This window comes from Phyllobacterium sp. YR531 (genome assembly GCF_000282595.1).
Classification (GTDB): domain Bacteria; phylum Pseudomonadota; class Alphaproteobacteria; order Rhizobiales; family Rhizobiaceae; genus Phyllobacterium.
Map to the genome: position 1 here is coordinate 1 of NZ_AKIZ01000008.1, position 24,808 is coordinate 24,808.

Genomic DNA, 24,808 nt, shown 5'->3' on the forward strand with positions numbered 1-24,808 from the left:
GGACCTTTACGGAAATGGCGATGTTGCACTATCGAGCGCCTCCAGGCAATCTGTCAGGAGAATCGCTACAGCTCACCGAAAAATCGCTGCAACCGGTCCATAGCCTCCGAAACTCGTCCGGCGGACTGCGATCCGAAGCAGACGCGTAGATAGCCTTCACCAATCGGGCCGTAAAAGCTGCCCGCTTCAACCACAACGCCAGTTTTCTCCAAAATGGCTTCGGCGAGTTCCTGCGAAGGAATGCCGAGTGAGGCCACATTCGGAAAAGCGTAGATCGTCCCTTCTGGCCAATCACATGTAACGCCAGACATCTGATTGAGCCGACTGACTACGATATCACGTTTGATGCGATCTTCCTCTACCAGCCTGTGCAGCATTTCCACGGGTCCAGTTACCGCGGCATAAGCGCCTTCCTGTATGAACGTGTTGACATGGGTAACGTCATTCATAGTGATTTTCAAAATACCTTCGATAAAGTTCGACGGGGCCGTAAGATATCCAATGCGCCAACCGTCCATGGCGAAGCTCTTCGTGAAGGCGAACATGGAGACTGTTCGTTGGCGCATGCCTGGAAGTGAGGCGATGGAAATATGCATTGCGCCGTCGAAGAGGATTTCTTCATAGACTTCATCTGAAACAATCAGCAAATCGTGTTTGATAGCAAGGTCAGCAAGGCCCTGCAGTTCTTCCCGGCTGTAGACGCGGCCTGTTGGATTGCAGGGATTGATGAGGACGATCATCTTCGTTTTCGGCGTAATCTTTTCCTCGATCAGACTAGGATTGAGCGAAAAGCGGCTGGCAGCATCCAACGTGGCAAAGACTGGCTTGGCGCCCGCGAGTTCAATCTTGCCTATGTGTTGTGGGTAGTATGGTTCAAGCAGGATGACCTCATCACCCGGATTCAGAAATGCCATGAAGGCGGCGAAAGAAGCATGCGTCAAGCCGTTTGTGACGACGATCTCTTCCGGTCGATAATCGATGCTGTTCTTGCGGGACAGCTTTTCAGCCAAGGCGTCCCGAAGTTTGGGGAGACCTTGGAAATGGGAGTAATGGACGTCTCCGGCAAGCAAGGAACGGATCGCCGCGTCCTTGATCGGCTGCGGCGTATCGGCATAGGGGCTGCCGAGCTCCATGTGGATGAGTTCGTCCGAGTTGCCCTTCATGGCAGCAGCTCGCGCATACATGCCGAACGATTTCTTGGAACTCTCGGTAATTCGCTTCGCAAAATAGGTCATTATATTGGGTCTTTCTTCTTCGAGATGTTGCGCGTGAGGCTTCGGCCAACCGATCACTGCATCCAGCCACCTCGTTGGATCGCTTTTGCGGCACGATGCAGGGCCGACCGCTTGATGATCGCCCTAGAACAGCTCACGAGCTGCGTAGAGCACCCGGCACAGGCTTTCGGTGTCTGCTTGCGTTGTGACGATACCTGGCGAAAGCCGGATGGTTCCTCCGCGGTGATCGACGTAGAAATCCTCGCACTTCAGGCGATGCACCAAGTGTGCCGCAGCATCCTCGGAGCGAGCGTTCAGCATGATGCTTCCCCCTCGCTCCTTCTCATTTTTTGGTGTGGAAACTTCTAGGGAATTCGACGATGCGAATTCGATGATCGTCGCTGTCAGCAGTTGATTGTGCTTCGACAGCTTATCAACGCCTTGCTGCAGTACAAATTCAATCCCCGGCAGAGATGCGTAGGCGGAAAGGACCGATGGGGTTCCATGATCAAATCGGCGCGCGTCCGGAGCATAGGTGAAAGCATCGAGGTTCCACGAAAAAGGATTTTCCTGACTAAACCAGCCGCGCAATTCTGGCCGACATTCCTGCAACAGGTCCGCGGACACGTGAAGAACGCCAGCGCCGGCAGTCCCGCACAGCCACTTCAGTGTCGAGCCCACAACAGCACTGATACCGTCTTCGACCTTGAAGGGTATAATGCCGATCCCTTGCGTGACATCGACGATAAGCAGACTGCCTGTATCCCGGGCGCGCTGTGCCATCGCTTCGAGGTCACAGCGCTTCGAGGTGGTTGACGATACCCATGTCACCAGTGCCAGGCCCACAGACCCATCCCATGCCGACAGGAAATCGTCATCTTGGACAAAATACTCGCCCGATCGCGTAGGCACGGTCTTCAACGTGAACCTGAATCGTTCGGACAAACCTGACAGCAGAAAATGCAGGCTGGGAAAGCAATCCTGAGCGACAAGAATGGTCTTTCCGGATAACCGCGCCCGGGGCAGGCCGCCGATAAAGCTGTAGAGCGCCAGCGTGACGTTCTCGGTAAGCGTCAAGGTTTCGTTCGGTGCTTCTATCAGTTGCGCCCATCGATCGAGAAACCTGCGCCGCGTTTGGAGCGCATCGCCCCATTGTCCATCGTCGGCTGCAGACCAGATATGAGCGAACTGCGCCAGAACTTCCTTGAGATCGCCTTCCTTACCTGGGTAGGTGCCAATAGAGTGATAGAGGAAATATTTCATGATCTTCGGCCAGTTTCTGGGAATGACACGTCGTGATGATCAGGTGCAGCAATATCTTTGCACGAAAGATTTCAGGAGTGCCGTGCACGACTCCAGTTGCACCTCCTCGATAAATTCATCCGGTTGATGGGACTGGGCCGTAAAGCCAGGTCCAAGAATATAGGTCGGCATCCCGGCTTTCTGGAATATCCCGGCTTCAGTGCCGGCCGCCTTCGTCTCCGCTTCTGCCTGGTTGAGCTGGGCGAGAAGCTCCCGTTCGGCCTCGATATCATCATTCGGGCGAAGAGCCGGAATGGTAGCTATCGGCTCGATATCGATCCGGCAGTTATTGTCTACAGCTTTCATAGCCGGCTCCAGTACATCTCGGGCGTAAGCCAATATTTTCTGGAAAATATCCTGTGGCTCGGCTCCGGGAATAACCCGCATTTCCCAAAAGAAGCTGCAAAGCTCCGGCACAATGTTGCCAGCGGTCCCTCCGTGGATCTGATTGACCTGGATGGTGCTATAGGGCGGATCCAGCCGCGGCGATTTCGGTCCCTCCCGCATTTCAGAACGGATCGCGCTTATGAACGCAATCAAATCCGCGGCGACCATAACCGAATTCACATATATGTCGGGGCGCGAGGAATGCCCCGTCTTCCCATGAACGTGCGCCCAACCGATCATTCCGCCCTTATGGACATTGACCAGCTTGAGACCCGTCGGTTCGCCAACGATGACGTGTTGTGGCTTCAGATCGGACGCTCCAAGCCAGTTAGCCATATCGTGAGCACCGACGCATCCCACCTCCTCGTCGTAAGAGAACGCAAGATGAAGCGGCCGCGCCAGTGTGTTCAGATCGAGACTTCGAGCTGCCGCAAGCGCACATGCGAGAAAACCCTTCATGTCGGTCGCGCCACGACCAATCACCTTTCCCTCTTTTCTGCGCATGACAAAGGGAGCTGCGGACCAGTTTTGTCCCTCAACCGGGACAACGTCGGTGTGTCCCGACCAGACAATACCGCCAGGCTCTTCCGGTCCGATCGAGACGAGGAGATTGGTCTTGTCGCCCGCCAGGTTGGGGAACTTCCTCAGTCTGGCGTTAAGGGGACTGACTTCACTCTCGATCCAGGAAACGAGTTCGAGATTGGATGCGGAGCTTACGGTCGGAAACGCGATAAGGCGGTCGAGCAGGCGAAGGGTTTCGTTCATCGAATCCTCACAGTGAATAGAAGGGCGAGCCATTGCAACCGCGGCTATATTAGCTGTTTTCCGTCACCCACTTCGCCACCTCATCGTGGCGAGCAAACCAGCAGTCGCCTTTGCCTTTGATGTAGCTGATCAGTTTTTCGAGGATCCAAATCCGCGATCGATAGCCGATTACGAATGGGTGCATGGTGAGCTGAAACAGTCCATGCTCTTCGTATGCACGATCGAACTCATGCTGGAAAATGTTGTAGACAGCCTCGGGGGGAGTGTAGGGCCGCAGTCCTGCAAACCGATCCATCCCGAAATACACGGCGTCGTCGCGGATCCATTCGACTGGAATTTCCGTAATGCCAGAAGGATCGCTACCCTCATTAAGCTCATAACAATCATCATCTGCCATGAGGGAGGAGTCATAGAGGAGGCCAAGCTCTTTCTCGATCTTGAGCGTGTTGGGGCTAAAATCCCAGGAGGGGGTACGCAGGCCAGAGGCGCGAACACCGGACACCTTTTCGATCATATCGGCGGAGCGGAACAAAAGATCCCGCTCAACTTCATAAGGCAGCTTCGAGTTCAGTTCGTGGATCCAGCCGTGCAGCCCGATCTCGTGACCCTCTCCGATCACTTGGCGCTGCTCTTCGGGATGAAGAAGGGCGGAGACAGCTGGAACGAAGAAGGTCGCCTTCACGCCATTTTGCCGGAGCGCCTCGAGTATCCGCGGAATCCCGGCGCGGGTGCCATATTGCCCCCATGCCATTCTTCCGATGGAACGTCCGCCGTCGCGCAGTTCGCTTGTCTCATGGTCGGAGTCGAACGATAGCGCAACGGCGCAACGGGCGCCGTCTTTCCAGGTGGCCGGATGCAATCGTCGCCCGGCTCTGACCTGACCCACCAGCGATCTCCAGTGTTCTTCTGACCATTCCCATGGCTGCATCTGCTCTGTATTCATGTGAGCGATCCCTTTTGAGTGTGGCTGTTAGTGCAGTTCCTGACGCGACGTTTCCGGCACGCGCGCAATCGCAATGATCGACAGAATTGCCGTCAGGATCAGGAAATAGGTGGGCGAGGCGGGGGAGTTCGTGACCCCGACCAACCAGGTCGCGATGAAAGGGGCAGAACCGCCGAAGACAGCAACAGCAAGGCCATAACCGACGGACATTCCGGTCGTTCGAGAGGAGGTCGAGACCATTTCCGCCAACATTGCGGGACCCGCGCCAGAAAACGCTCCGACCAGAAGTGCAAAGACACACTGCACAGCATAAAGCATCGTCGTCTCGGCATTGACTGTCAGAAGATGGAAAAGGGGGTAAGACAGAACCGCAAGTCCAACCGCTGCAAGCAAAACGACCGGCTTTCGTCCGATCTTGTCCGACAGATGACCCCAAAACGGCATTGACAGTGTCATGACGGTGATCGCCACGGTGCTCATCCAAAGAGCTTCCGTTCTCGACACGTTGAGATATCGCTGTGTGAAGGTCGGCATGTAATTGATCGTGACGTATGATGCGCCAACCCAGCCGGCCGAAAACATTCCAATGTTCAGCATCGCGCTGAGCTTCGGCTTCGCGAGGTTTTCAGGAGCCAAATTCTTCGCCTTTTCGAAAGCTGGGCTCTCTTCCATGTCTCGCCGCATATAAAGGCCGAAGGGAAGCAGGATGCCACCAATCAGGAACGGAACGCGCCATCCCCACTCCAGCATTGCCTGGTCCGATAGCATCGAACTTGTGAGCGCCGCCACGGTCGATCCCAAGAGCAATCCAACGCCTGCGGAGAACTGCTGGAAGCTTCCGAACAGCCCACGGCGTCCGGGCGGCGCCCATTCGACGATATATGCAGTGGCTCCGCCCCATTCGCCTCCCACCGAAAATCCTTGAAGAATACGGCACAGAACGAGAAGGACGGGTGCCATCAAGCCGATGGTTTCAAAAGCTGGGATCAGACCGATCCCGACCGTGCCGATTGCCATAAGCAAAATCGTAATCAAAAGGGCGGGTTTGCGTCCCTTCGTGTCCCCAAGTCGGCCGATCAGAATCGCTCCAAGCGGACGAAAGAAGAAGCCAATTCCGAAAGCTGCAAAGGTCGCGAGCAGAGATGCGGTTGGATCATCGTTAGGAAAGAATTTGGACGCGATAATTGTCGCAACAAATCCGTAGACCCCGAAGTCATAAAGTTCCAGCGCATTTCCAACCGATCCAATAACGACTGCGCGTTTTGATGATCTAGAAACAGAAATCTGTGTTGATCCCGCTGTGTTTGACTCCGACATCGTCTCCCCTTTGGTCTCTGATCGAAAATGAGTACCGGAACGCCCAGCAAGAGTCCATATCATTTGATCAAAATATCTAGAATGCTAAAGCAAACGTGATTAGTATATCGTCGACTTCAATGCTGCAGGTGTTGGCGCTGGATACCAAAGGATTGGTATGAAAGCATTTTTGCCAACCTCATGGTCTAAGGATGAATTTTTGAAAAACCCAATGGTAAATCGACGACTCCTAAGAGTGACTTCGAGAATAACCGTTCAGGATGGCGTATACGAACAATTGCGAAATGCACTCATGTGGGGGGCTTTTGAGCCTTCGCAAGCGATTACGATATCGTCTCTTGCAAACGAATTTGGTGTCAGCCACATGCCGGTTCGAGAGGCCTTAAGAAGGCTGGCTGCGGAAAACGGCCTTGAGATCGGACACAACGGCTCCGCAAGGGTGCCGGCAGTATCGCGACGAAGGCTGGATGACTTATGCCAGGCACGTAAGGAGTTGGAAGGACTTGCAACAGAACTTGCGGCAGCCAAGATGACAGATGAGGCAGCTAACCGCCTGCAAGTGCTTGCAGAAGAACACCAAGCCACCGGACAAGCAGGTGACATATTCGGAATGCTGAAGAAAAATCAGGAATTTCACTTCAGCATTTACGAAAATGCTCATTCCGAAGTTTTGCCTCAGCATATTGAGATGCTTTGGCTTCGGTTTGGGCCATATATGCGAATGCTGAGTGATTACGTCGCTCAGGAATTTGAAAGAGGCATCATCCACCCGTTCTCGATACACCATCTCGAGATTGTTACAGCCCTTCGCGAGCGAAACGGAACGCAAGCACGTGAAGCCATCGTTCGAGACATTGCAGCCACTCAGGCCTTGCTTCAGAGCAGACTAGAACATCTGGCTCAGGAGTTGAGCGTCAGCAAATCTACCTAAATCTTCCATATACGATCGATATTGATGCGCAATGGCTGGTGCATCAGCATATACATCAGACCGCATGGTGGGCGCATCGGCGTGCGAGGCAGAAGACAAGGTGTGATCGCGACGATCAGGTGAAACGACTAACTTCCATCCCGGCCGTCAAATAGGTTCTGGGCGCTGTTGATGCCATCGATGTTGTCGCACGCCCATTTGCATAGCGTGAGGACTGGCGCGCTCAGCGACTTGCCGAGCGGCGTGAGTGCGTATTCGACCTGCGGCGGGCTGAGCGGAAGGATCGTGCGGCTTACCATCCCGTCCCGCTCCAGCGCGCGCAGCGTTCTCGTGAGCATCTGCTGCGAAATGCCATCAATGCTGCGCTTCATGTCATTGAAGCGCCTAGGGCCATTCTGAAGGATGTAGATCACCATCATAGTCCACTTGTCTCCGACGCGGGAGAGCACTTGGCCGATATTGCGCCGGTCCTTCAGGACGATGCGGTCAGTTCTAGTCATGTCCATATGGCCTGGTCCTGCCCTTCTGCCTTCTTGCGATCTACAGAAGAATAGTCACATATTCCTCTGAAGTCATCATTTGGGACTGGGAAAGACATTCATGGAAACGATAGCCGTCGTAACAGGAGCCAGCCGTGGCGCTGGCAAAGGCATCGCCATAGCGCTCGGCGCAGTCGGACACACTGTCTACGTCACGGGCCGAAGCGGTTCCGACAAGGATACCGAATGGGGCGGCACCATTCATGAAACCGCCGAGCAGGTGACGGAGGCCGGAGGAAAGGGCATCGCGGTCGCGCTCGATCATTCAGATGACAGTTCGGTGGCGGAATTGTTCAACCGTATTCGCAAGGAACACGGCGGGCTCGACATCCTCGTCAACAATGCCGCCAAACTGGTGGCGACGACCGATCCGGGTGGCTTCTGGCAGAAGTCTCTCGAAGCGGGCGATCTGATAACAGTTGGACTGCGGTCCCACTTTGTCGCCAGCTACTACGCGGCCCCGCTTCTAGTTGCCAACGGTAAGGGGTTGATCGTCAATACCGGACACTATGGCGCGGTCTGCTATTATCATGGCCCGGCTTACGGCGCGCAGAAGGCGGGTTCGGACAAGATGGCGGCCGACATGGCGAAGGAGCTTCGCCCGCACAATGTCGCTGCCGTATCAGTCTGGATGGGCTCGCTCGATACGGAACGGGCGCGGGCTCACCTGGCGTCCCTTCCCGAAGAAAAGCGCCCGGTCCAGAAGCGTCAGTCACCGCAGTTCACGGGCAGGATTATAGCTGCTCTCTATGAATCTGAGCGTCTGATGGAACTGTCCGGGCGCGCCATGATCGATTCCGAGCTCGGGACACTGTTCAATGTCACCGACATCGACGGCAGCCGTCCGGTCTCCCATCGCTTCAACATGGGCGGTCCGCCCGAGCTGCATCGCTCGCTGCTGGGATAAGCCACCAGACGTGACGCCACGGGAAAGTTGAAAGGGGATTTGATGAGGGTCGGGATCATAGGATCAGGGGCAATTGGAGATTCCTGCGGCAACAGCCGGGTGCTCAGGTCTACTGCATCGCTTTCGTAGCGAGTGAAGTCGCCGAATGTGGTGCTGCCCGAGGTCCATCTGGAGCTTCTGCGCCCTATTTTTGCCGAGAGAACCGTCTGCTTTCTGGCAAGGCCGATACAGTGACTGTATTGGGCCTAGCCCCGTTTTCTGCCATGTCGCCAACAGGATTCAGGATGCTGCGGCCAGCCTGACCGTTGGATTGAACAGTCCGCCGGGCGAAAGCGTGAATATCTCGCACCCGGTTTCGGTGATGCCGATGGAATGCTCGCACTGCGCCGAGAGCGAGCGATCGCGCGTCACCGCTGTCCAGCCATCCGCCAGAACCTTTACGCCAGGCTTTCCGAGATTGATCATTGGCTCGATCGTGAAGATCATGCCGGGCCTAAGCTCGACGCCTTCTCCCGGTTTGCCGAAATGAAAAATTTGTGGCGCGTCGTGATAGACGCGACCGACGCCATGCCCCACGAAATCGCGCACCACGCTCATGCGCTCGCCTTCGGCATAGGTCTGGATCGCCACGCCGATGTCGCCGGTGGTGCTGCCGGGCCGGGCGGCAGCAATACCGCGCGCAAGGCTCTCATAGGTCACCCCGATCAGACGCTCGGCCTTTCGCGAGATGGCGCCCACAGCACACATGCGGCTCGTGTCACCATACCAGCCGTCGACGATCAGGGTGATGTCGATGTTGAGAATATCGCCTTCGCGCAACTCGCGCTCGGCCGGAATGCCGTGGCATACGACATGGTTGATTGAGGTGCAGAGTGTGTGCAGGAACCCGTGGTAGCCAACATTCGCCGGGGTTGCTCCATGATCGTTGGCAAACTCGAAGGCAAGTTGATCCAGCGCCAGCGTGGTGACACCGGGCTTTACTGCACCAACGAGCATGTCGAGGGCAAGGGCGCCCAGCCGTCCGGCCCTGCGCATGCCCTCAAACCCTTCTTCTCCGTAGAGAGGGATGTCGCCGACATTGCCGACGATGCTGGGGTGAGCAGAATTTCTTTTTGCTTCTTGTTTCATCGTTCAGATCGTTCTCAAGAGTAGGTCCGGTTCCGGCCAGCGCCGAAGCCGACAAAGATGGATATAGCCGTGAGGATCGCCAGCACCCATAAGGGCGCGTTCCAGTCCCCGGTAAGATCATGCAGCAGCCCAAAGCATACGGGGCCTCCCGCCGCGAGCAGATAGCCGACCGATTGCGACATGATCGAGAGCGAGGCCGCGTCGTGATGGTTGGACGCACGCAGGCTGATGAATGCCAGCGCCAGGATCATCATAGCCCCGCCGCCAATGCCAATCATGACCATCCAGAGATAGGTTGCGGCCGGAAAAAAGACCAGTCCCAGCACGGACATGGTGACCAGGAGGGCAGCGCCCGCGGCGATAGCCGACTGGTCATGGGCACGCTTGAGGATCAATGGCATGATCATGGTCACAACGAGGGCCACGAGCTGGAACATGACAATGATCAGGCCCGATTCCTCCGCGCTGTATCCGCGGTTCTGGAAGACCGTCGGGAACCAGCCCACCGCCACGTAGAAAAACAGCGACTGCATGCCCATGAAAATGGTCACCAGCCAGGCAAGGCTCGACCGCCATGGCGAGACCGGAGCAGCATGATGATGTGAAGAGCTGCCATTGGGTCCGGTCCTTAGCGCAGCGGGCAGCCAGACCACAGCGGTGATCGCGACGGGAATCGCCCATATGCCGAGCGACGCTTGCCAACCACCAGGCAGCCATTGCGCAAACGGGACGGCAAGGCCCGAGGCGATGGCCGCGCTCAGACCAAGGGTGACCGCATAGATCGTGGTCACCCCCTTCGCCCGATCGGCAAAATCGCGCTTGATGATGCCGGGCACCAGGACATTGCCAACGGCTATGCCGGCCGCCAGGCATGCGGAGCCAAGAAACAGGGCGGCGACTGAACCTTGAGAGCGCAGGAGTATCCCTGCCGTCAGAATAAGCAGGGCGGCTACCAACGTCCGTTCCAGCCCGAAACGCCGCCCGAAATGCCCAAGCGGTGCGAACAGACCAAGAGCAAGAAGCGGCAGACTGTTGAGCAGGCCGGCAGTTGTCAGCGATATGTCGGTCGTTTCCCTGATAGGCTCGATCAGGAGACCGACCGTTGTAAGTGGCGGTCGCAGGTTTGCCGCCAGCAGGACAAGAGCCATCATCGGGACGGCATGCGAATAAGAGATAGAAGAGTGTTTGTTCATAGGGACATCGATGTCGGAGCCAGGATGCGAACTCCGCCTGAAGAGTTGAAAGTTAGGAAAACCGGCGAAGCTCGGCTGATGCTTTACTATCAAAACGACTACTGTCCGCATCTATGGTAAGATGACAGTCTATCGCTTAAAACAGACAAAGATCATCTATGACTGCTTCGTTCGCCAGCTTCGATCCTGATCCGGGGGCCAATCCGCTCACTGCGCTCCGCGTCAGCGTGCTGGCGCAAGATCAGGAAACGCCAATGCATTCGCACCGGAGCGGGCAGTTCATCCTGGCGCTGACCGGTGCGTTAACGTGCCGGGTGCCAGGCTTCATCTGGATCGTTCCGCCTGACTGCGCGGTCTGGATACCGGGTAATGTGCCGCACAGCACTCGAACGACATTGAACGCGAATGTCTGCTTTCTGTTCGTCAAGCCGGGCGCTGCTACCCTGTCCGAGAGCCCCTGCACGGTGAAGATCACCCCGATGGTCCGCGAGATGATCCTGCACCTTGCGGACAGGGAGCACGCCGACCAGCCAGCGGACGAACACAGTGGCCGACTGATGCAGGTCCTGCTGGAGGAACTGGAGGCCATGCCGCGCACGCGATTTGGCTTGCCCATGTCCGTCCATGCGAAGTTGAAGCCGATCATCGAGGCACTGACCACAGATTCAACGGACAGATCCACCCTGTCGAAATGGGCTGAGCAAGCGGCAATGAGTGAACGTACGCTCGCGCGGCTGATCATCCGCGAAACCGGTATGACCTTCGGCCGCTGGCGGCAGCAATTGCGAATCTTGATGGCTCTGCGCCAGCTCGCGGAGGGCAACACGGTGCAGCAGGTTGCGGATGGACTCGGATATGCCTCCACGACTGCCTTCATTACCATGTTCAAGAAGGCGCTCGGCACGACGCCTGGACGATACTTCTAACGGGATCAGCATCTGGCAGCCGCCTTCGTATGTCGGTCGGTAGCTGCTGATGCGCAGTTACTTCCAAGTTACGATTCCAGCTACGAATATTCCGATCACTGCAAGACGGCTCTCACCGTGTTGCAGTTACCTCCATCCGAGCGTCGCTGCTATATCGGTTCCGAGGCGAATGTCTGTCAGCCGGCTAAGGCCGCGCCAGACGACCGTATTTACCGGTGGCGGATCTGATGCTCTTGCAAGGTAACCACCTAAACGAGCGAGTTTGATGAGATAGAAGTTTAACGATCCAGCGCCTGTCGGTTGCCTGAGTTGCTGACCATTTGATCGAGGATTTCAATTTCCTGTTGTGAAAGCAGCAGTTGGTGGTGTATCGGGGCCGGACGCTCTTCCTCATTCGATATCTAAACACATTGTTTGATGGGTTTAAAATGGGTCAGCCATTACTTTCCGTCCGATGTAGTACAGCTGAAATTGGCTCCGTCGTTGAGATCTCCACTGCCGGAATATTTGGCCGCTAGCGGATAAGCACAGAGTGGCCTAGTGCGAATGATATGGCCGCCTTTAACCTGCCGTGCTTGGATTACGTCCGGAGCTTTGCCATTCTCCACCCAGTCGATTAACGGCGTGAAGGCATCAAAAGTATCAGTGCCATAACCTTGTCGACAATGGAACATTCCAGGAACCATGAAGAGACGATAGAATTCGTCGGTGCGTTCAGCACTCAACTTCTCTCGAACGGATTCATAGTAGTTCACGCCCATCATCGGGTTTAGCGCAGGGTCCGCCCAGCCAAAGTAGCTAATCATCTTCCCTCCGCGTTTCTGGAATTCGCTTAAATCGGAGTCAGTGGCGTCGAGAATGTTGCGAATAGCCTGAATCTTCGTATATTCAGCGTCGAAGTCAAAACTTCGCCAGTCGATGTCCTTTCCTGATTCCGGCAGCATGGCCATGTTCCGAAGAAAGGTTTCGCCATAGGTGAGTTGCCGGCTTGGTCCGTTGTCAGAAATGATCCAGCGATTCCAACCACTTTCACCGCCGTCATCAAGGCCCTCAACACCCCACGGGACGCCAGGGAATACTACTTCGCCGTTGATCTTCACACCTTCCGAGATCTTCGTCAGCGCCTGCGCTTGGTTCTCTGTGAAACAATCACTGGAAACGACCTTCTCGCATATTGGCAGATCCTTCTGCGGATCAAACTTGCATGCACGTGGATCGGTGATGAGCCCATCCTCGGCGCCGTCAGGCCTGTCGCACTTGTCCATTACGGTTTTGGCCAACACGCGTAACTGAGCTTTTGATATCGGTGCCTTTTCCAGTACTCGCGCGTTCCAAACACCCCATAGCTGTGTGCCCGTAAAATCAAGAGCGGGAGCACCTGCCAATATACCGTCAAAATCTGCCGGATACCGCTGTGCAGACATCAGTCCTTGACGCCCTCCTGTCGAACAGCCGTCCCAATACGAAAATGTAGGATGCCGGTCGTAGTAGTGAGTAGCGATCGACTTGGTCGATATAACGACAACGTGGACTGCACGGGATGCGTAGTCGATGAGCCTGTCAAGATTTCCGTTGGCAAAGTCACCAAGATTATAGGTTGCAGCATCATGGCCGGTATTCTGCTGTACCGTCACGAACCCCCGAGCGAGAGCTTGGTCACGTGTTTCGATACGCGTGGGGTCAGCCAAATTCTCTCCCGCATAGCCACCGTTACCGAACATGTAAATCCTTCGGTTCCATCGAGCCGGCAGGGTGATCTCAAACTTGATTTCCGGCCTAATATAACCGGTCACTTGACAATGGGCGGGAATTTTATCCGTCGCGTCGAAATGAATGGCTTTCAATAGGGAAATATCAGAAAAATTCGAACTGTTGAGAGATTGGCACGACATTTGAGCATCAACGGTAGGTGCAACAAAGCCTGCATTGTCCGATTGATCGATAAAACTGCTTTTGTTCTGTGCCACACCGGGAGCGATGCTGGCCAATAAGGCAAGCAGCGTGGATACTAGCAGCGATGGATATCTCATCACGATTCCTCCCAGAACAATAGATTATGGTATGAATGATATTTAGACCCCGCTTGCTCAACAAATGAAATTTTGCAAGCCATGCATAACCAGGAAGCTTGTCCAGTGTCTCAGAAATGTAGCATCCCGCCTCGGACGGCCGCCGGTACAGTGGCCATGACGGAAAATAAAACGGTTTCTGTTTAAGCATCGAGAGCCGGAAAACCCAGCCCCGAAACATTGGGGTGCGTACAATGTTATTTCCTGCAAAAAAGTCGAGGCGATAGTCGATTTCGGGTGACCGGGAGCTGCCCCTATTAGGCTGCCTCCATTGACAGCGGTCAGTTCGAGGTGGCTTTCCAGTAGGCAGCCACTATTGCCTGCTGGACGGATTCAATTCGCAAATGTCAGGCAGAATTCCCTTGACACTTATCGCCTGATGCCATCTTCTGTATACAGAATACAGTGCTTGCAGACGGGAAACTTCGGACTGGCCGCGACAACAGTTATGGCGCCTCCGGAAAGGGGGCTTTGGTCCGTTTAAACGGGTATTGCGACCAGTATCGAGCGACTTTTCACTTCCGGCAGAAAATCGGGAAAAAAACTACAATATTGTAATGAAAGTGAGAGACAAATGAGTGAGAGTCGACCGACGATTGCAATCCTCGGTGGAGGCGGAAGCGAAGGGTCCGGCTTGGCCTTTAGATGGAGCAGGGCCGGCTATCGCGTGATTATCGGGTCACGGGATGCCGGAAAAGCCGCGAGTTTTGCCCGGGCAATCTACGAACGGACCGGAACTGAGGTTTCAGGCTATGCCAACACCGATGCGGCAAAGGTGGGTGATATCGTTGTTCTTACGGTACCCTATAGCGCGCAACGAGCGCTTGCCGAAGAAGTCGCAGTGTTCCTGGAGGGTAAGATTGTCATTGACGTGACCGTGCCGTTGATGCCTCCCAAGGTCGCGCGGGTACAGCTTCCGCAAGGCGGTTCAGCAGTTGAGGCCCTGCAACAGCGGCTGGGCACTGGCGTTCGGGTCGTATCGGCATTCCAGAATGTCTCCGCCCACCAGCTTTCCGATCCGGATCACGATGTCGATTGCGACGTTCTCGTCAGCGGAGACGACGAAGGAGCCCGTGACATTGTGTGCAAACTCGCTGGCGATATTGGTCTGCGCGCTTGGCAGGCCGGGCCTCTGGCAAACTCCGCAGCCGCCGAGGCGCTGACATCTGTACTGATTTTCATCAACAAGCGTTACAATGTAGCTAAAGGTTCCGGCATCCGGATTTCCGGCATAGAGAACTCCGCTCAATAAGTTCTATTGCATGCCATAATCTGGCGTGCACCAGCGCGGCGGACCTATTGGTCAATCTTGAAACATCCTGGATGAAGGGGGCTGCATGATAAGTATCCTTCCGGTTACTGGACTGCCGGAAATATTGCCTGGAGATGACGTTGGTTTTCTCCTGTGCAACGCGATGCGCGAGCAAAATATCCAATTTGATAAGGATGATATCCTGGTCGTGACCCAGAAAATTGTCTCCAAGGCCGAGGGAAGGCATGTCGCGCTGGGTTCGGTCGAACCGGGAGTAGAAGCACGCAAGCTTGCCGAGCTGACCCGCAAGGATGCACGTCTCGTGGAGCTTGTCCTGCGGCAAACCGAAACGGTCGTCAGAGCAGTGCCACATGTTCTCATCGTGCGGACCCGGCTTGGCCACGTCATGGCGAATGCCGGGATTGATCAGTCCAATGTCGGTACGTCGGCCACTGACCGGGTGCTTCTCCTGCCGCTGGATCCCGATGCATCCGCCAAGCGGCTTTCTGAGCAGCTTGGTTGCGGCGTGATCATATCCGATAGCTTTGGAAGGCCGTGGAGGTGCGGTGTGACGGCAGTCGCGATCGGTGCGGCTGGCTTTCCTGCACTGCTGGATCGGCGCGGCGAGCGGGATCGTGATGGGCGCACACTCGAATCGACAATCGTGGCTATCGGCGATCTCATCGCAAGTTCGGCCGCCCTGGTCACGGGAGAGGGTAGTGAAGGCATACCGGCTGCCCTCGTTCGCGGTTACCGCGCTGCCGGGGAGCAGAATTCAGCGTCTTCCTTGATCCGCCCGCGTGAACAGGACCTGTTTTTATGAAAATAGTAGCACTGACCGGTGGTGTTGGAGGGGCCAAGCTGGTTGTCGGCCTTCAGCGCATCGTAGCGCCGGAAGATCTTACCGTAATTGTCAACACGGGAGACGATTTCACCCACCTGGGGCTTCGTATATGTCCGGATATAGACACGTTACTCTACACGCTGTCTGGGCGGGCAAGCCGGGAGCGGGGATGGGGGCGCGAGGATGAAAGCTGGAGCTTCATGGCGGCGATGCGTGAACTTGGCGGCGAAGACTGGTTCCAGTTGGGCGACCGCGATCTGGCCCTGCATATTTTGCGAACCGTTCGCCTGCGTGATGGCGACGCTTTGACGGCAATCACAGGCGATCTTGCACGAGCGTTCGGGATTCGATCAACAATTTTGCCGATGTCCGACCAGGCAATTGAAACCACTCTGGACACCGACGTTGGGTTTCTCTCGTTCCAGCGCTATTTTGTTGCCCTGAGAGCAGAGCCGCGCGTGCGGCGCATCGAATTTTCAGGGGCATCAGCCGCCAAACCCGCGCTTGGCGTTATCGAAGCGATCAAAGAGGCCGACGCGGTTTTGATTGCCCCCTCAAACCCCTATCTGAGCATTGATCCCATTATTTCCGTGCCGGGGCTTCGCGATGCGCTGCTTGCGTCATCCGCTGCGCGTGTGGCGGTATCGCCTCTGGTCGGCGGCACTTCGGTCAAAGGCCCGACAGCAAAACTGATGCAGGAATTTGAGTGCCCCGTGGTCAATTACACGATTGCTTCGCACTACGGCGACCTTCTTCAAGGGTTGCTGGTTCACGAAGGTGACAATATTCCAGAAGGTTTGGAAACTGCCTCCTGTGACACATTAATGCGATCAGAATCCGACAGTGAACGTGTAGCGGATGCGGCGCTGGATCTCGCCCGGCGCATCATGGCGCACCGCTCCTAATAGGTGTAGCCGGCGTGCTTGGCGCGTCGGCTGAAGAACGCGCTGGAAGTCAGAAGCGACGCGGGGTGCCTCTGATTCTTGATTTTTCCAAATTTCGGCTTCCGTTGCGGCAGGCCTGCCTCGTGATTTCTCATGGAGTGGCTTGGCCTGCCACAATTTTTCTGGAACGGAACGGCGTGTTTACCATTTCGGCAAGCGGAGCTGCCTGCATTGCCCGGTGCCTGCGTTCTTCCTCCACCGGCCCGTACAGGGTCGACCTTTGGCGCGGTTCGCGCTTGATTGAGCGGATCAGATCCTCCATTTGCCAGGGTGCGAATTCCTGTCCGTGTACGGCGCCCGCAGCGCGGGTAATGCTCTCGTTCATCAGGGTGCCGCCCATGTCGTCGGCCCCGGATTGAAGGCAGACGCGCGCGCCCTCCGGACCCATCTTCACCCATGACACCTGGATGTGATTGATAACGTCGTGAAAAACGATGCGCGCGACTGCATGCATCAGCACCGCCTCACGCCAGGACGGACCCTTGCGTGACTGTCCGCGCAGGTAGATGGGCGCCTCTAGAGCGACAAAGGGCAGCGGAACGAACTCGGTGAAGCCACCATATTCAAGCTGATGCGAGCGCAGCCTTATGAGATGACGCGCCCAATGCTTCGGCTGCTCTACATGGCCATACATGATCGTGGCGGTGCTTTTCAGGCCAAGCGTATGCGCTGCCCGCATAACTTCGAACCATTGTCCGGTCGTGATTTTTCCGGGGGCGATGATCGCGCGAACCTCGTCATCGAGGATTTCCGCCGCAGTACCCGGAAGCGAAGACAGGCCGGCGTCTTTCAGTTTGCTTAAATAATCCGCAAGCGACAGGCCAAGCGTTGCGGCGCCCTGCCAGATTTCCAGCGGCGAGAATGCATGAATATGGATACCTGGCGCTGAGGCACGGGCATGCCGCAAGAGGTCGAGATAGGTTTTCCCCGTGTAGTCCGGGTGAATTCCGCCCTGAAGACAGATTTCCGTGCCGCCACGTGCCCAGGCTTCCCTCACGCGCCGGGAGAATTCCTCCATGTCGAGATCATAGGCGGGACCACGAAGGTTCTCATTCGTCTTTCCCTTAGAAAAAGCACAGAACCGGCATGCATAAGTGCAGACGTTCGTGTAGTTAATATTGCGGGTAACAACATAATGCACCCGCTCGCCGTTCACGGCGCAACGTAGTGCGTTCGCATGGGCACAAACCGCATGAAAACTGTCGTCGCGCGCGGAAAAAAGAGTCACGATTTGCGCTTCGCTCAGTTCCTTACCGGCAGGCAGATCGAGGATTGCCCTGATCAGCGCATCGACCCCGCCGCCACTCCGGATCGTTGGCGGTGTCTCGAGTCCTCCCGGCACCCAATTGCCTTCGAAGGCCAGACCGCTAGCCTCGGCGGACCGTAAAACGAACCGCAACATCCCTGGATCGATCCAGTCATTCGCGTGTTCAATGAAGCGTGGATAGACGGTAAGACGCGGGGCCAGTGTCTTGCCTTGGGTGGCGGTGATATCCGCCAGTTTTTCCAGATTGGGCCAAGGCGCTTCCGGATTGACGTGATCGATGGTAACGGGCGAAACGCCGCCCCAATCGTTAATCCCTGCCTCGATCAGTTCCGCACCCGATCCAAAGGCAAGATTCGGCGGCGCCTGCACGCTGATACTCTCCGGCAGCAAGAGCCGGGCGACAGCGATGGTCCATTGATGCTCGATCGGGTCAGCCGGCGGGAAAGCGCGCATTTTCGTATCGGACTTCGGCAGGAAGTTCTGGACAATCACCTCCTGCACGTGGCCGAATTCTTCGTGCGAATCCCCGATTTTCAAGATTGTCTCCAGCCGTTCCTCGCGTGTCTCGCCAATGCCGATCAAAAGTCCGGTCGTAAAGGGAACCTTAGCTACGCCGGCTGCATCGAGGGTTGCCAGCCGGAGCACCGGGTCCTTGTCGGGACTGCCGAAATGCGGTTGTCCACGTTCGGAAAGCCGGGCCGATGTGGTTTCCAGCATCATTCCCATGGAAGCGGACACGGGTCGCAACTTGACGAATTCCGCAGCCGTCACGGTTCCCGGATTGAGATGGGGCAGCAATCCTGTTTCGTCGCGAACGAGTGCCGCCACATGAGCGAGATAGTCGATGGTTGTTTCGAAGCCAAGCCGTTCCAGCGCCTCTCGCGCGGCCCGGTATCGAAGTTCCGGTTTCTCACCAAGCGTGAACAGGGCTTCGCTGCAACCCGCCAGCTTCCCCTTTTGCGCGATCTCCAGAACTTCGTCCGGCGACAAATAGACAGGTTGCCCCGGGCGCGGTGGCTTGGCGAAGGTGCAGTAGTGGCAGACGTCGCGGCAAGCTTTGGTCAATGGAATGAATACTTTCGGCGAATAGGTTATGAACGAACCGAAGGCGCGATCCCGTTTCGTTCTTGCCGCCGCCATGAGCGCGCGAATGTCGGTTTCTCCAATCAGCGCATCAAGATCGGGGCCGTGTTGCATGTTCGACGTCATCACGCCTCCTTGGCTGCAGACGATGGATGAAAAGTTAAAGCCTCCAATACTGCCCTGGAATGCGGGCCTAGGCCCTCGGCCGCAGTACGGGTCAGGTCTTCCGGCCAATCCAGATCGGCAGCAAGCCTAGGCAGATTGAGCGTGGTCTGCGCCAATAGCCTTTCCTCCGCTTGTTTTAGGTGCTGGCGATAGCTGTCAGGACCGAAGGCATAGGCAAGACGGGCGTCAGGTCCGGTCAGTAGTGCGTTCGTCCCGCCCCAGTCATGGGCGGGAGCGATCACGACAGCACTCGGGTTCTGGGTTGCGACAAGCATGTAGCCGATATCCGCTGCTGTAACCGCGGGTAGGTCCGCTGGCAGAACCAACACAGAAATCCGGCCATAGTCTAGCTCAAGTTGGGCACGGCCTATCTCAAGCGCACCGTTCAGATCGCCAGCTGTATCTTTGATAAGCCTGAGTCCAGCTTCCTTCGTGATCGGGGCCAAGCGCAATTCCGAACTGACAATCGCGATGCCGGCAAGCCCATCGACCTGACGAAGCTCGTTAAGCACATCCCGCAGCATGGCCTCCGCTAGTTCTGCACGCTGATTTGCCGTCAACAGACAGGACATGCGGCTCTTGGCAAGACCGAAGCTTTTGACAGGAACGAGGGCCCAAACGCTCATGATTTAAAACTTCCGGCAATATCCGCCAACATGTTCAAGCATCTACGAGCCTCCTGGCTCAGGTCAAATTGATGACATGCGCCTTCACGGTGCAGTTCTGAAGCACAGCTTCTTCGCCCAAATCGTGACCCATGCCGGAATTCTTGACGCCGCCGAACGGCAGTGCCATGTCGAGCACGTTGTGGACGTTGACCCAGACGGTTCCCGCTTGGAACCCCTCGGCGAAGCGATGAACCTTGTTGATGTCCTGCGTCCAGATGCTTGCACCCAGGCCATAGGAAGAGTCATTGGCGAGCTTAAGCACTTCATTCTCATCGTCGAAGCGCATGACCGAAAGGACCGGGCCGAAGATCTCCTCGCGCACGACCTCTAGGCTGTGGTTAACATTGGCGAGGATGGCAGGCTTCACATAGGCGCCCACATGGTCGAGCGCGGTGCCGCCCACAACAAGCTCGGCGCCCGCTGCCACGCCACGCTCGACAAAGCCGAGGACCCGTTCCTGCTGCTTGCGGGAAACGAGCGGTCCCATTTGGCTTTCAGGGTCCAGTCCGCTGCCAAGGACGGTGCCCGATGCGATATCTGCGATACCGGCGACGACCTTGTCGTAGATAGACGAGTGAACATAGAGGCGCGAGCCCGCGCAGCAATTCTGACCGTGGTTGGCGTAGATTGCCATCGCAGCGCCTGGGATGGCATTTACGAGATTCGCGTCGCCTAACATGACCATGGGCGATTTTCCGCCAAGCTCAAGAGTTACTTTCTTGAGGCCTTCGGCGCTGGCACGGGCAATTTCCTTGCCGACGGCGGTCGATCCGGTGAAGGAAATCTTGCTGATCAGGGGGTGAGAGGCCAGCGCCGCCCCAGCCGTCCGTCCAGTGCCAGTCACAATATTGACGACGCCCGCCGGGATACCGGCCTCAAGTGCAAGTTCGCCAAACCGCAATGCACCGAACGGCGTCAGTTCGGACGGCTTCAAAATGACGGTGCAACCGGCCGCAAGGGCAGGGGCAATCTTCCAGACGGCCTGAACGAGCGGAACGTTCCAGGGCGTGATCGCCCCGACGACACCGATCGGAGCCAGCTTCGTATAGGCGAAAAACTTCATGCCGGGCGCATAGGGAGCCGTGAGATCGATGGTTTTGCCAGTAAGCTTGGTCGCCCAGCCCGCCATATAACGAAGACAAGTTACGGCCAGGTCGCTGTCGAACGCCTGCACCGCGCCGAAAACGCGCCCACTTTCAAGAACTTCAATCTCCGCCAGCATCACGCGGTCGCGCTCGACCAAATCCGCCAGCTTGAGGATAAGACGCTCGCGCTCGCCCGGCGTCATGCGCGGCCATGGGCCTTCCTCAAAAGCACATTTGGCAACCTTTACAGCCTTGTCGACATCAATAGCGCCAGCTGACGGCGCACGGCCGATCGGTTCGTTGTTGGTCGGATCGACAATCTCGATGGTTTCGCCCGATTCAGCCGCAATCCTCTGACCGTTGACCAGCATCAAATGGTCGCGAAACAGGTAATCCCGCGCCTGTTGCGACAGACGGCTGTAATCGTTTGTTAACTCAGGCATAACTTTCTCCCATTAAAAAATACGTATGTTTTATTTCGGTGTCCGCGACGCCGTAACTTGTAGGGTAGCTCAGGTTCAATTCGTGAGCCCCGCAGCGACCTGGTCGCCTTTAACGGTTGGGGCTAGCTGCAGGCTGGTCGGTGTGCGCCGCATGGCGAGAAGAACGAACGCCGAGACACACGTGAGTGCCGCCGCAATGAATGTGCCGATTTCGTAATCGCCAAAATGATCATAGAAGGCGCCCAGTAACGGAGGAGCGGAACTCGTGCCGATCATAAAACCGGAATAAGCAAGGCCGAAGAAGCGTGAGAAATACTCGATCGGGTAAAGACGGCTGACGATATAACTCAAGAGATCCAGCTCCGCGCTGACACCAATACCGAACAGCAGGGCACCCACCGCCAGCATCGGGCCGCTCGGGGCGTGATTGAGAATGAGAATGCCGCTTGCCGCACCCAACATCAGGACGGCTCCCACGCGATTGGCGGGGAGTCGGTCGAGAAGATAACCGCAGCCCAGACGGCCAAGGAACATTGCCATACTTGCGACAGAAAAATAAGCGGCCGCTGTGGAGGCTCCCACTCCGCGATTGACCAGCATCGGTGAGAAGAAAATGAGCACGCCGTGGAGACCGGCTCCGATCAAAAGGAATGCAAACCAAAGCAAAACCAATTGAAGCGTAATACGGGGTTTTTCACGCTGAGCCGAGGCTTGGCTTTCAAACGTGGCGGTACGCGGCGCCTCATGAACGAGCAGCAAGGTCGAGGGTAGCGAAACTATCAGCACGATTGCCGCCAGCGTAAGATAGGCGGATTGCCAACCAGCAGATTCTATTATGGCTTCTGTCAACGGTGCCATTAGTGCCGCGCCAAGTCCCGCACCGGACATGACGAAACCGAGCGCCAATCCGCGCCGTTTGTCAAACCAGGAAGACACGATGCGCGGAACCGCAACCAGATAGCAAGACGCCAGGATGCCTATCATTGCCATGGCCACATACAGGCCGCCCAAAGTCTGGCATAGAACGGACATGGCCGCAACGACAATGACCAGCCCGATATTGCCAAAAATAATAATTGTTCTGGTGCCGTTGCGATCGGCGATCCTGCCTATAATCGGAGCCGCGACCGCGATAGTCAAAGTGCCGACGGTGATGGCAAGCCCGAGGCTCCCGTGCCCCCACTGTAATTCTTTCGCGAGCGCATCAAAGAAGACGGTAAAGCTGTAAAAGGCTATGACGACAGGACTCAGCAGGGTACATAGAAACGTGCCAATGAGCGCGGCTGTCGGGGATCGCAAAGAAGAAGACATGGTCCAAGCTCCATATTTAAGTACTCTAGTATTCGAGTGTTAAGTGCAAGTCCTCTGACAGGTTCACGCGGGCCCCATTGCAATCAAGCGGCGAATGATCGTCCCTCGGGCTGGTGGAACTTCTCCGGGCTTTTGGACGATATGGTTCAGCTAACCACTGAGGTTGCGAACGGGAGCTCAGTCTTGCGGAGAGCGGAAGAAAACACCCAGTATAGACTTTATCCCGCCGGTCAAAATCAGCGCACAACGGCTTTGGGGTCGCTGTTCTAAAAAAGCCATGCCTTTCCCGAAGCGGCGCAGCGTTTTCGGCCTCCACCGGCTTCTTTTGGCATAGAGACAGCACAGAGACTTCGGCCAACACTTGCCCGCCGCTGTACTCCGGAAGAGGTCCAATTATGATCGTCCCAGCATGCCCCATCCCACACCCTTCCAGACATAAAAATGTCATGTGTACGGTATACAGTATGGTGACTGTGTCAAGCAGCTTTTATTGCGCGCTGTGGAATTCTGTTCGAGAAACAGGTGGCGCGGCAGGCGGAGATTTCTCCCGCAAGTTCCGTTACTGCGAAAAATTCGCTTCCCCGGGGCAACAGGATATGACGGTACCACACTCGACATAAAATCTCTTGGACGGTTGGCGCCGCCCTATTTCATTGCATTTTTTTTCAAGGGAAATGGCCGGATTATCAGGCGCGCCGCGCCGACTGGCGTTTCCAACGGATCGATAGCTCGCAATGGGTGTCGCGAGCCTGCGCAAAATTTTTCTGTTGACAGGGGAAATTTTAGATGAATACAGTCGACGGTATACAATTGATGACGCTTTGCTGTTTTCGCTATGTTTCTTAGGTAGGGCAAGATTACTGCTTACCCTTCACCGGTCGAGCGTTAACTGCGCGAGGGATCACGTCTTTGAGGACGTGGTTTTTGGAGTTGGCGGGTAAGCCGAATGCATCCGGGAGATGCATGTGAGGAGACTTTATTGCAATAATTGCCGCGTTTCCGGCGGCATGGACCTGTCAATCTGGATAGATCAGCAGACAGGCGAAGTAAAAGATCAACGCAAGCTGGAGAAATGGGAACAAATGAAGCTGGGAATCATCTTTTCTGTTAGAAACCATCCTGAAAATCCTTATTCTCTACAGGAGCTATACTCGGAGTATCTGGATGACGCGGTTTACGCCGACGAAGTCTTGGGCTTTGATCATTTATGGATGAACGAGCACCATCTTTCTCCGGATCAATGGTGCCCGTCGCCTTTCACCATGCTTGCTGCGATTGCGGCGCGGACCAAGAAAATTCGCATCGGGACGGGTGTCTTGTGTCTGCCCCTCCATAATCCTTTGCGGGTATCCGAGGATATCGCAGTGCTCGATAATATCTCGGGCGGGCGTTTCGATTTGGGTGTGGCCACGGGGTCTTCTTCCGAAGAATTTGAAGCTTTTAAAGTGCCGCAAAAGGAAATGTGGCGCCGTGCCTGGGAAGCCCTGGACTTCATAAGCAGGACTTACAGCGAAGAACGCGTCACATTCGAGGGTGAATTCTACCAGTACCGCGACGTATGGCAAAACACACAGCCGATCCAGAAGCCGCTCCCGATGTGGTGGGGCGGTTTTGGGCCTAACAGTATGAAACGTGCTGCGGAGCGCGGCTTCAATCTGCTTGGCGGCAACTATCCTGGTTACGATGATACCTTGCTGGCGCTTGGCCAGTCGCTGGATGACTATCAGGTGGCCCAGGTCACCGCAGTACATGTCGCGGAAACGCGCGAGCAGGCCTGGGACGAGGCGCAGAACGGGCTTCACTGGCTAATGAATTTCCACCGCATTCGGCACAAAGTTCCAGCGGGCATGGGCGTTAACGGACCGCTTGAAACACTGCCGGCGCCGGAAGAGCTGCGGAATGTGGAAGGACTGTACTTCATGCCAGGAATGCCGATTTACATCGGAACGCCGGATACCGTACGCGAAGAGCTTCTCGCCGACTGCGCGGGCAGAAGAGGCAGGCTCACTCAATTGGCGCTTCATTTCCGTTTGCCGGGAATGAGAACCCCGGAAGTCCGGAGATCCATGGAGCTTTTCCGGACCGAAATCATGCCGTCTTTGCGTTGAAAATCGAGATCAAGAGA

The 24,808-nt window shown here is 56.0% G+C and carries 20 protein-coding genes; 7 read left to right on the plus strand and 13 right to left on the minus strand.

The window, feature by feature from the left end; all coding sequences use genetic code 11:
* Positions 1–65: 65 nt before the first annotated feature.
* The 5 genes from PMI41_RS02970 to PMI41_RS02990 form a co-directional block, all read right to left on the minus strand.
* Positions 66–1,235: a pyridoxal phosphate-dependent aminotransferase gene (locus PMI41_RS02970; protein WP_040853600.1), complete on the minus strand. Its 1,170-nt coding sequence runs from the start codon at positions 1,233–1,235 to the stop codon at positions 66–68.
* Between the two features lie 123 nt (positions 1,236–1,358).
* Entirely contained in the window at positions 1,359–2,477 is a 1,119-nt protein-coding gene (locus PMI41_RS02975; RefSeq protein WP_008121634.1) for an aminotransferase class V-fold PLP-dependent enzyme, read from the minus strand.
* A 39-nt stretch (positions 2,478–2,516) separates the two neighbouring features.
* Positions 2,517–3,668, minus strand: coding sequence for an acetylornithine deacetylase (argE, locus tag PMI41_RS02980; RefSeq protein ID WP_008121636.1), 1,152 nt, complete (start codon positions 3,666–3,668; stop codon positions 2,517–2,519).
* A 49-nt stretch (positions 3,669–3,717) separates the two neighbouring features.
* Positions 3,718–4,611 (minus strand): polysaccharide deacetylase, encoded by an 894-nt coding sequence (locus PMI41_RS02985; RefSeq protein ID WP_008121637.1) that lies wholly within the window; start codon positions 4,609–4,611, stop codon positions 3,718–3,720.
* A gap of 27 nt (positions 4,612–4,638) precedes the next feature.
* Positions 4,639–5,928 (minus strand): MFS transporter, encoded by a 1,290-nt coding sequence (locus PMI41_RS02990; RefSeq protein WP_008121639.1) that lies wholly within the window; start codon positions 5,926–5,928, stop codon positions 4,639–4,641.
* Positions 5,929–6,085: 157 nt separating this feature from the next.
* Here PMI41_RS02990 and PMI41_RS02995 point away from each other — a divergent pair, with 157 nt between their 5' ends.
* Positions 6,086–6,859 carry a GntR family transcriptional regulator gene (locus PMI41_RS02995; RefSeq protein ID WP_008121640.1) on the plus strand — a complete coding sequence of 258 codons (774 nt, stop codon included), beginning with the start codon at positions 6,086–6,088 and terminating at the stop codon, positions 6,857–6,859.
* 128 nt (positions 6,860–6,987) lie between these two features.
* On the opposite strand, the gene PMI41_RS03000 is transcribed toward PMI41_RS02995, so the two are convergent.
* Complete coding sequence (locus PMI41_RS03000; RefSeq protein WP_008121642.1) at positions 6,988–7,365, minus strand: helix-turn-helix domain-containing protein; 378 nt, start codon at positions 7,363–7,365, stop codon at positions 6,988–6,990.
* A gap of 73 nt (positions 7,366–7,438) precedes the next feature.
* On the opposite strand from PMI41_RS03000, the gene PMI41_RS03005 reads away from it, so the two are divergent.
* A complete protein-coding gene (locus PMI41_RS03005; protein ID WP_202949286.1) occupies positions 7,439–8,305 on the plus strand; it encodes an SDR family NAD(P)-dependent oxidoreductase in 867 nt (288 codons plus the stop codon).
* 279 nt (positions 8,306–8,584) lie between these two features.
* Here PMI41_RS03005 and map read toward each other — a convergent pair whose 3' ends face one another.
* Together map and PMI41_RS03015 are read right to left on the minus strand one after the other, a co-directional pair.
* A complete protein-coding gene (gene map, locus PMI41_RS03010; RefSeq protein WP_008121646.1) occupies positions 8,585–9,433 on the minus strand; it encodes a type I methionyl aminopeptidase in 849 nt (282 codons plus the stop codon).
* A gap of 14 nt (positions 9,434–9,447) precedes the next feature.
* Positions 9,448–10,719 carry an MFS transporter gene (locus tag PMI41_RS03015; RefSeq protein ID WP_157179292.1) on the minus strand — a complete coding sequence of 424 codons (1,272 nt, stop codon included), beginning with the start codon at positions 10,717–10,719 and terminating at the stop codon, positions 9,448–9,450.
* Positions 10,720–10,784: 65 nt separating this feature from the next.
* On the opposite strand from PMI41_RS03015, the gene PMI41_RS03020 reads away from it, so the two are divergent.
* Entirely contained in the window at positions 10,785–11,552 is a 768-nt protein-coding gene (locus PMI41_RS03020) for a helix-turn-helix transcriptional regulator (RefSeq protein ID WP_008121649.1), read from the plus strand.
* Positions 11,553–11,992: 440 nt separating this feature from the next.
* On the opposite strand, the gene PMI41_RS03025 is transcribed toward PMI41_RS03020, so the two are convergent.
* On the minus strand, positions 11,993–13,582 hold the full coding sequence (locus PMI41_RS03025; RefSeq protein WP_008121650.1) for a tannase/feruloyl esterase family alpha/beta hydrolase: 1,590 nt from the start codon (positions 13,580–13,582) through the stop codon (positions 11,993–11,995).
* A 613-nt stretch (positions 13,583–14,195) separates the two neighbouring features.
* On the opposite strand from PMI41_RS03025, the gene npdG reads away from it, so the two are divergent.
* The 3 genes from npdG (at position 14,196) to cofD (ending at position 16,622) form a co-directional block, all read left to right on the plus strand.
* On the plus strand, positions 14,196–14,873 hold the full coding sequence (npdG, locus tag PMI41_RS03030) for an NADPH-dependent F420 reductase (RefSeq protein WP_008121651.1): 678 nt from the start codon (positions 14,196–14,198) through the stop codon (positions 14,871–14,873).
* Between the two features lie 85 nt (positions 14,874–14,958).
* The gene (cofE, locus tag PMI41_RS03035; RefSeq protein ID WP_008121652.1) at positions 14,959–15,696 is read left to right on the plus strand and encodes a coenzyme F420-0:L-glutamate ligase; all 738 of its coding nucleotides are present in this window, start codon (positions 14,959–14,961) and stop codon (positions 15,694–15,696) included.
* Positions 15,693–16,622, plus strand: coding sequence for a 2-phospho-L-lactate transferase (cofD, locus tag PMI41_RS03040; RefSeq protein ID WP_008121653.1), 930 nt, complete (start codon positions 15,693–15,695; stop codon positions 16,620–16,622). The genes cofE and cofD overlap by 4 nt, the downstream gene beginning before the upstream one ends.
* Before the next feature lie 130 nt (positions 16,623–16,752).
* On the opposite strand, the gene cofH is transcribed toward cofD, so the two are convergent.
* From cofH to PMI41_RS03060, 4 genes are all read right to left on the minus strand, one after another.
* On the minus strand, positions 16,753–19,137 hold the full coding sequence (gene cofH / locus PMI41_RS03045) for a 5-amino-6-(D-ribitylamino)uracil--L-tyrosine 4-hydroxyphenyl transferase CofH (RefSeq protein WP_008121654.1): 2,385 nt from the start codon (positions 19,135–19,137) through the stop codon (positions 16,753–16,755).
* Positions 19,137–19,802, minus strand: coding sequence for a 2-phospho-L-lactate guanylyltransferase (gene cofC, locus PMI41_RS03050; RefSeq protein WP_008121655.1), 666 nt, complete (start codon positions 19,800–19,802; stop codon positions 19,137–19,139). The genes cofH and cofC overlap by 1 nt, the downstream gene beginning before the upstream one ends.
* Positions 19,803–19,860: 58 nt before the next feature.
* A complete protein-coding gene (locus tag PMI41_RS03055; RefSeq protein ID WP_008121656.1) occupies positions 19,861–21,372 on the minus strand; it encodes an aldehyde dehydrogenase family protein in 1,512 nt (503 codons plus the stop codon).
* Between the two features lie 75 nt (positions 21,373–21,447).
* The gene (locus PMI41_RS03060) at positions 21,448–22,683 is read right to left on the minus strand and encodes an MFS transporter (protein WP_008121657.1); all 1,236 of its coding nucleotides are present in this window, start codon (positions 22,681–22,683) and stop codon (positions 21,448–21,450) included.
* 1,007 nt (positions 22,684–23,690) lie between these two features.
* Between PMI41_RS03060 and PMI41_RS24130 the strand changes: the two genes are divergently transcribed.
* Positions 23,691–24,791: an LLM class flavin-dependent oxidoreductase gene (locus PMI41_RS24130; RefSeq protein ID WP_052025826.1), complete on the plus strand. Its 1,101-nt coding sequence runs from the start codon at positions 23,691–23,693 to the stop codon at positions 24,789–24,791.
* Positions 24,792–24,808: the final 17 nt, after the last annotated feature.

What these genes read in the sequence shown, in the direction of transcription:
- PMI41_RS03000 (WP_008121642.1), bottom strand. Translation starts at nt 7,365, where the DNA reads ATGGACATGACTAGAACTGACCGCATCGTCCTGAAGGACCGGCGCAAT.
- cofH (WP_008121654.1), bottom strand. Translation starts at nt 19,137, where the DNA reads ATGACGTCGAACATGCAACACGGCCCCGATCTTGATGCGCTGATTGGA.
- PMI41_RS02985 (WP_008121637.1), bottom strand. Translation starts at nt 4,611, where the DNA reads ATGAATACAGAGCAGATGCAGCCATGGGAATGGTCAGAAGAACACTGG.
- PMI41_RS02990 (WP_008121639.1), bottom strand. Translation starts at nt 5,928, where the DNA reads ATGTCGGAGTCAAACACAGCGGGATCAACACAGATTTCTGTTTCTAGA.
- cofD (WP_008121653.1), top strand. Translation starts at nt 15,693, where the DNA reads ATGAAAATAGTAGCACTGACCGGTGGTGTTGGAGGGGCCAAGCTGGTT.
- PMI41_RS02970 (WP_040853600.1), bottom strand. Translation starts at nt 1,235, where the DNA reads ATGACCTATTTTGCGAAGCGAATTACCGAGAGTTCCAAGAAATCGTTC.
- PMI41_RS03060 (WP_008121657.1), bottom strand. Translation starts at nt 22,683, where the DNA reads ATGTCTTCTTCTTTGCGATCCCCGACAGCCGCGCTCATTGGCACGTTT.
- PMI41_RS02995 (WP_008121640.1), top strand. Translation starts at nt 6,086, where the DNA reads ATGAAAGCATTTTTGCCAACCTCATGGTCTAAGGATGAATTTTTGAAA.
- PMI41_RS03025 (WP_008121650.1), bottom strand. Translation starts at nt 13,582, where the DNA reads ATGAGATATCCATCGCTGCTAGTATCCACGCTGCTTGCCTTATTGGCC.
- PMI41_RS03055 (WP_008121656.1), bottom strand. Translation starts at nt 21,372, where the DNA reads ATGCCTGAGTTAACAAACGATTACAGCCGTCTGTCGCAACAGGCGCGG.
- PMI41_RS24130 (WP_052025826.1), top strand. Translation starts at nt 23,691, where the DNA reads ATGGACCTGTCAATCTGGATAGATCAGCAGACAGGCGAAGTAAAAGAT.
- cofE (WP_008121652.1), top strand. Translation starts at nt 14,959, where the DNA reads ATGATAAGTATCCTTCCGGTTACTGGACTGCCGGAAATATTGCCTGGA.
- cofC (WP_008121655.1), bottom strand. Translation starts at nt 19,802, where the DNA reads ATGAGCGTTTGGGCCCTCGTTCCTGTCAAAAGCTTCGGTCTTGCCAAG.
- map (WP_008121646.1), bottom strand. Translation starts at nt 9,433, where the DNA reads ATGAAACAAGAAGCAAAAAGAAATTCTGCTCACCCCAGCATCGTCGGC.
- PMI41_RS03020 (WP_008121649.1), top strand. Translation starts at nt 10,785, where the DNA reads ATGACTGCTTCGTTCGCCAGCTTCGATCCTGATCCGGGGGCCAATCCG.
- argE (WP_008121636.1), bottom strand. Translation starts at nt 3,668, where the DNA reads ATGAACGAAACCCTTCGCCTGCTCGACCGCCTTATCGCGTTTCCGACC.
- npdG (WP_008121651.1), top strand. Translation starts at nt 14,196, where the DNA reads ATGAGTGAGAGTCGACCGACGATTGCAATCCTCGGTGGAGGCGGAAGC.
- PMI41_RS02975 (WP_008121634.1), bottom strand. Translation starts at nt 2,477, where the DNA reads ATGAAATATTTCCTCTATCACTCTATTGGCACCTACCCAGGTAAGGAA.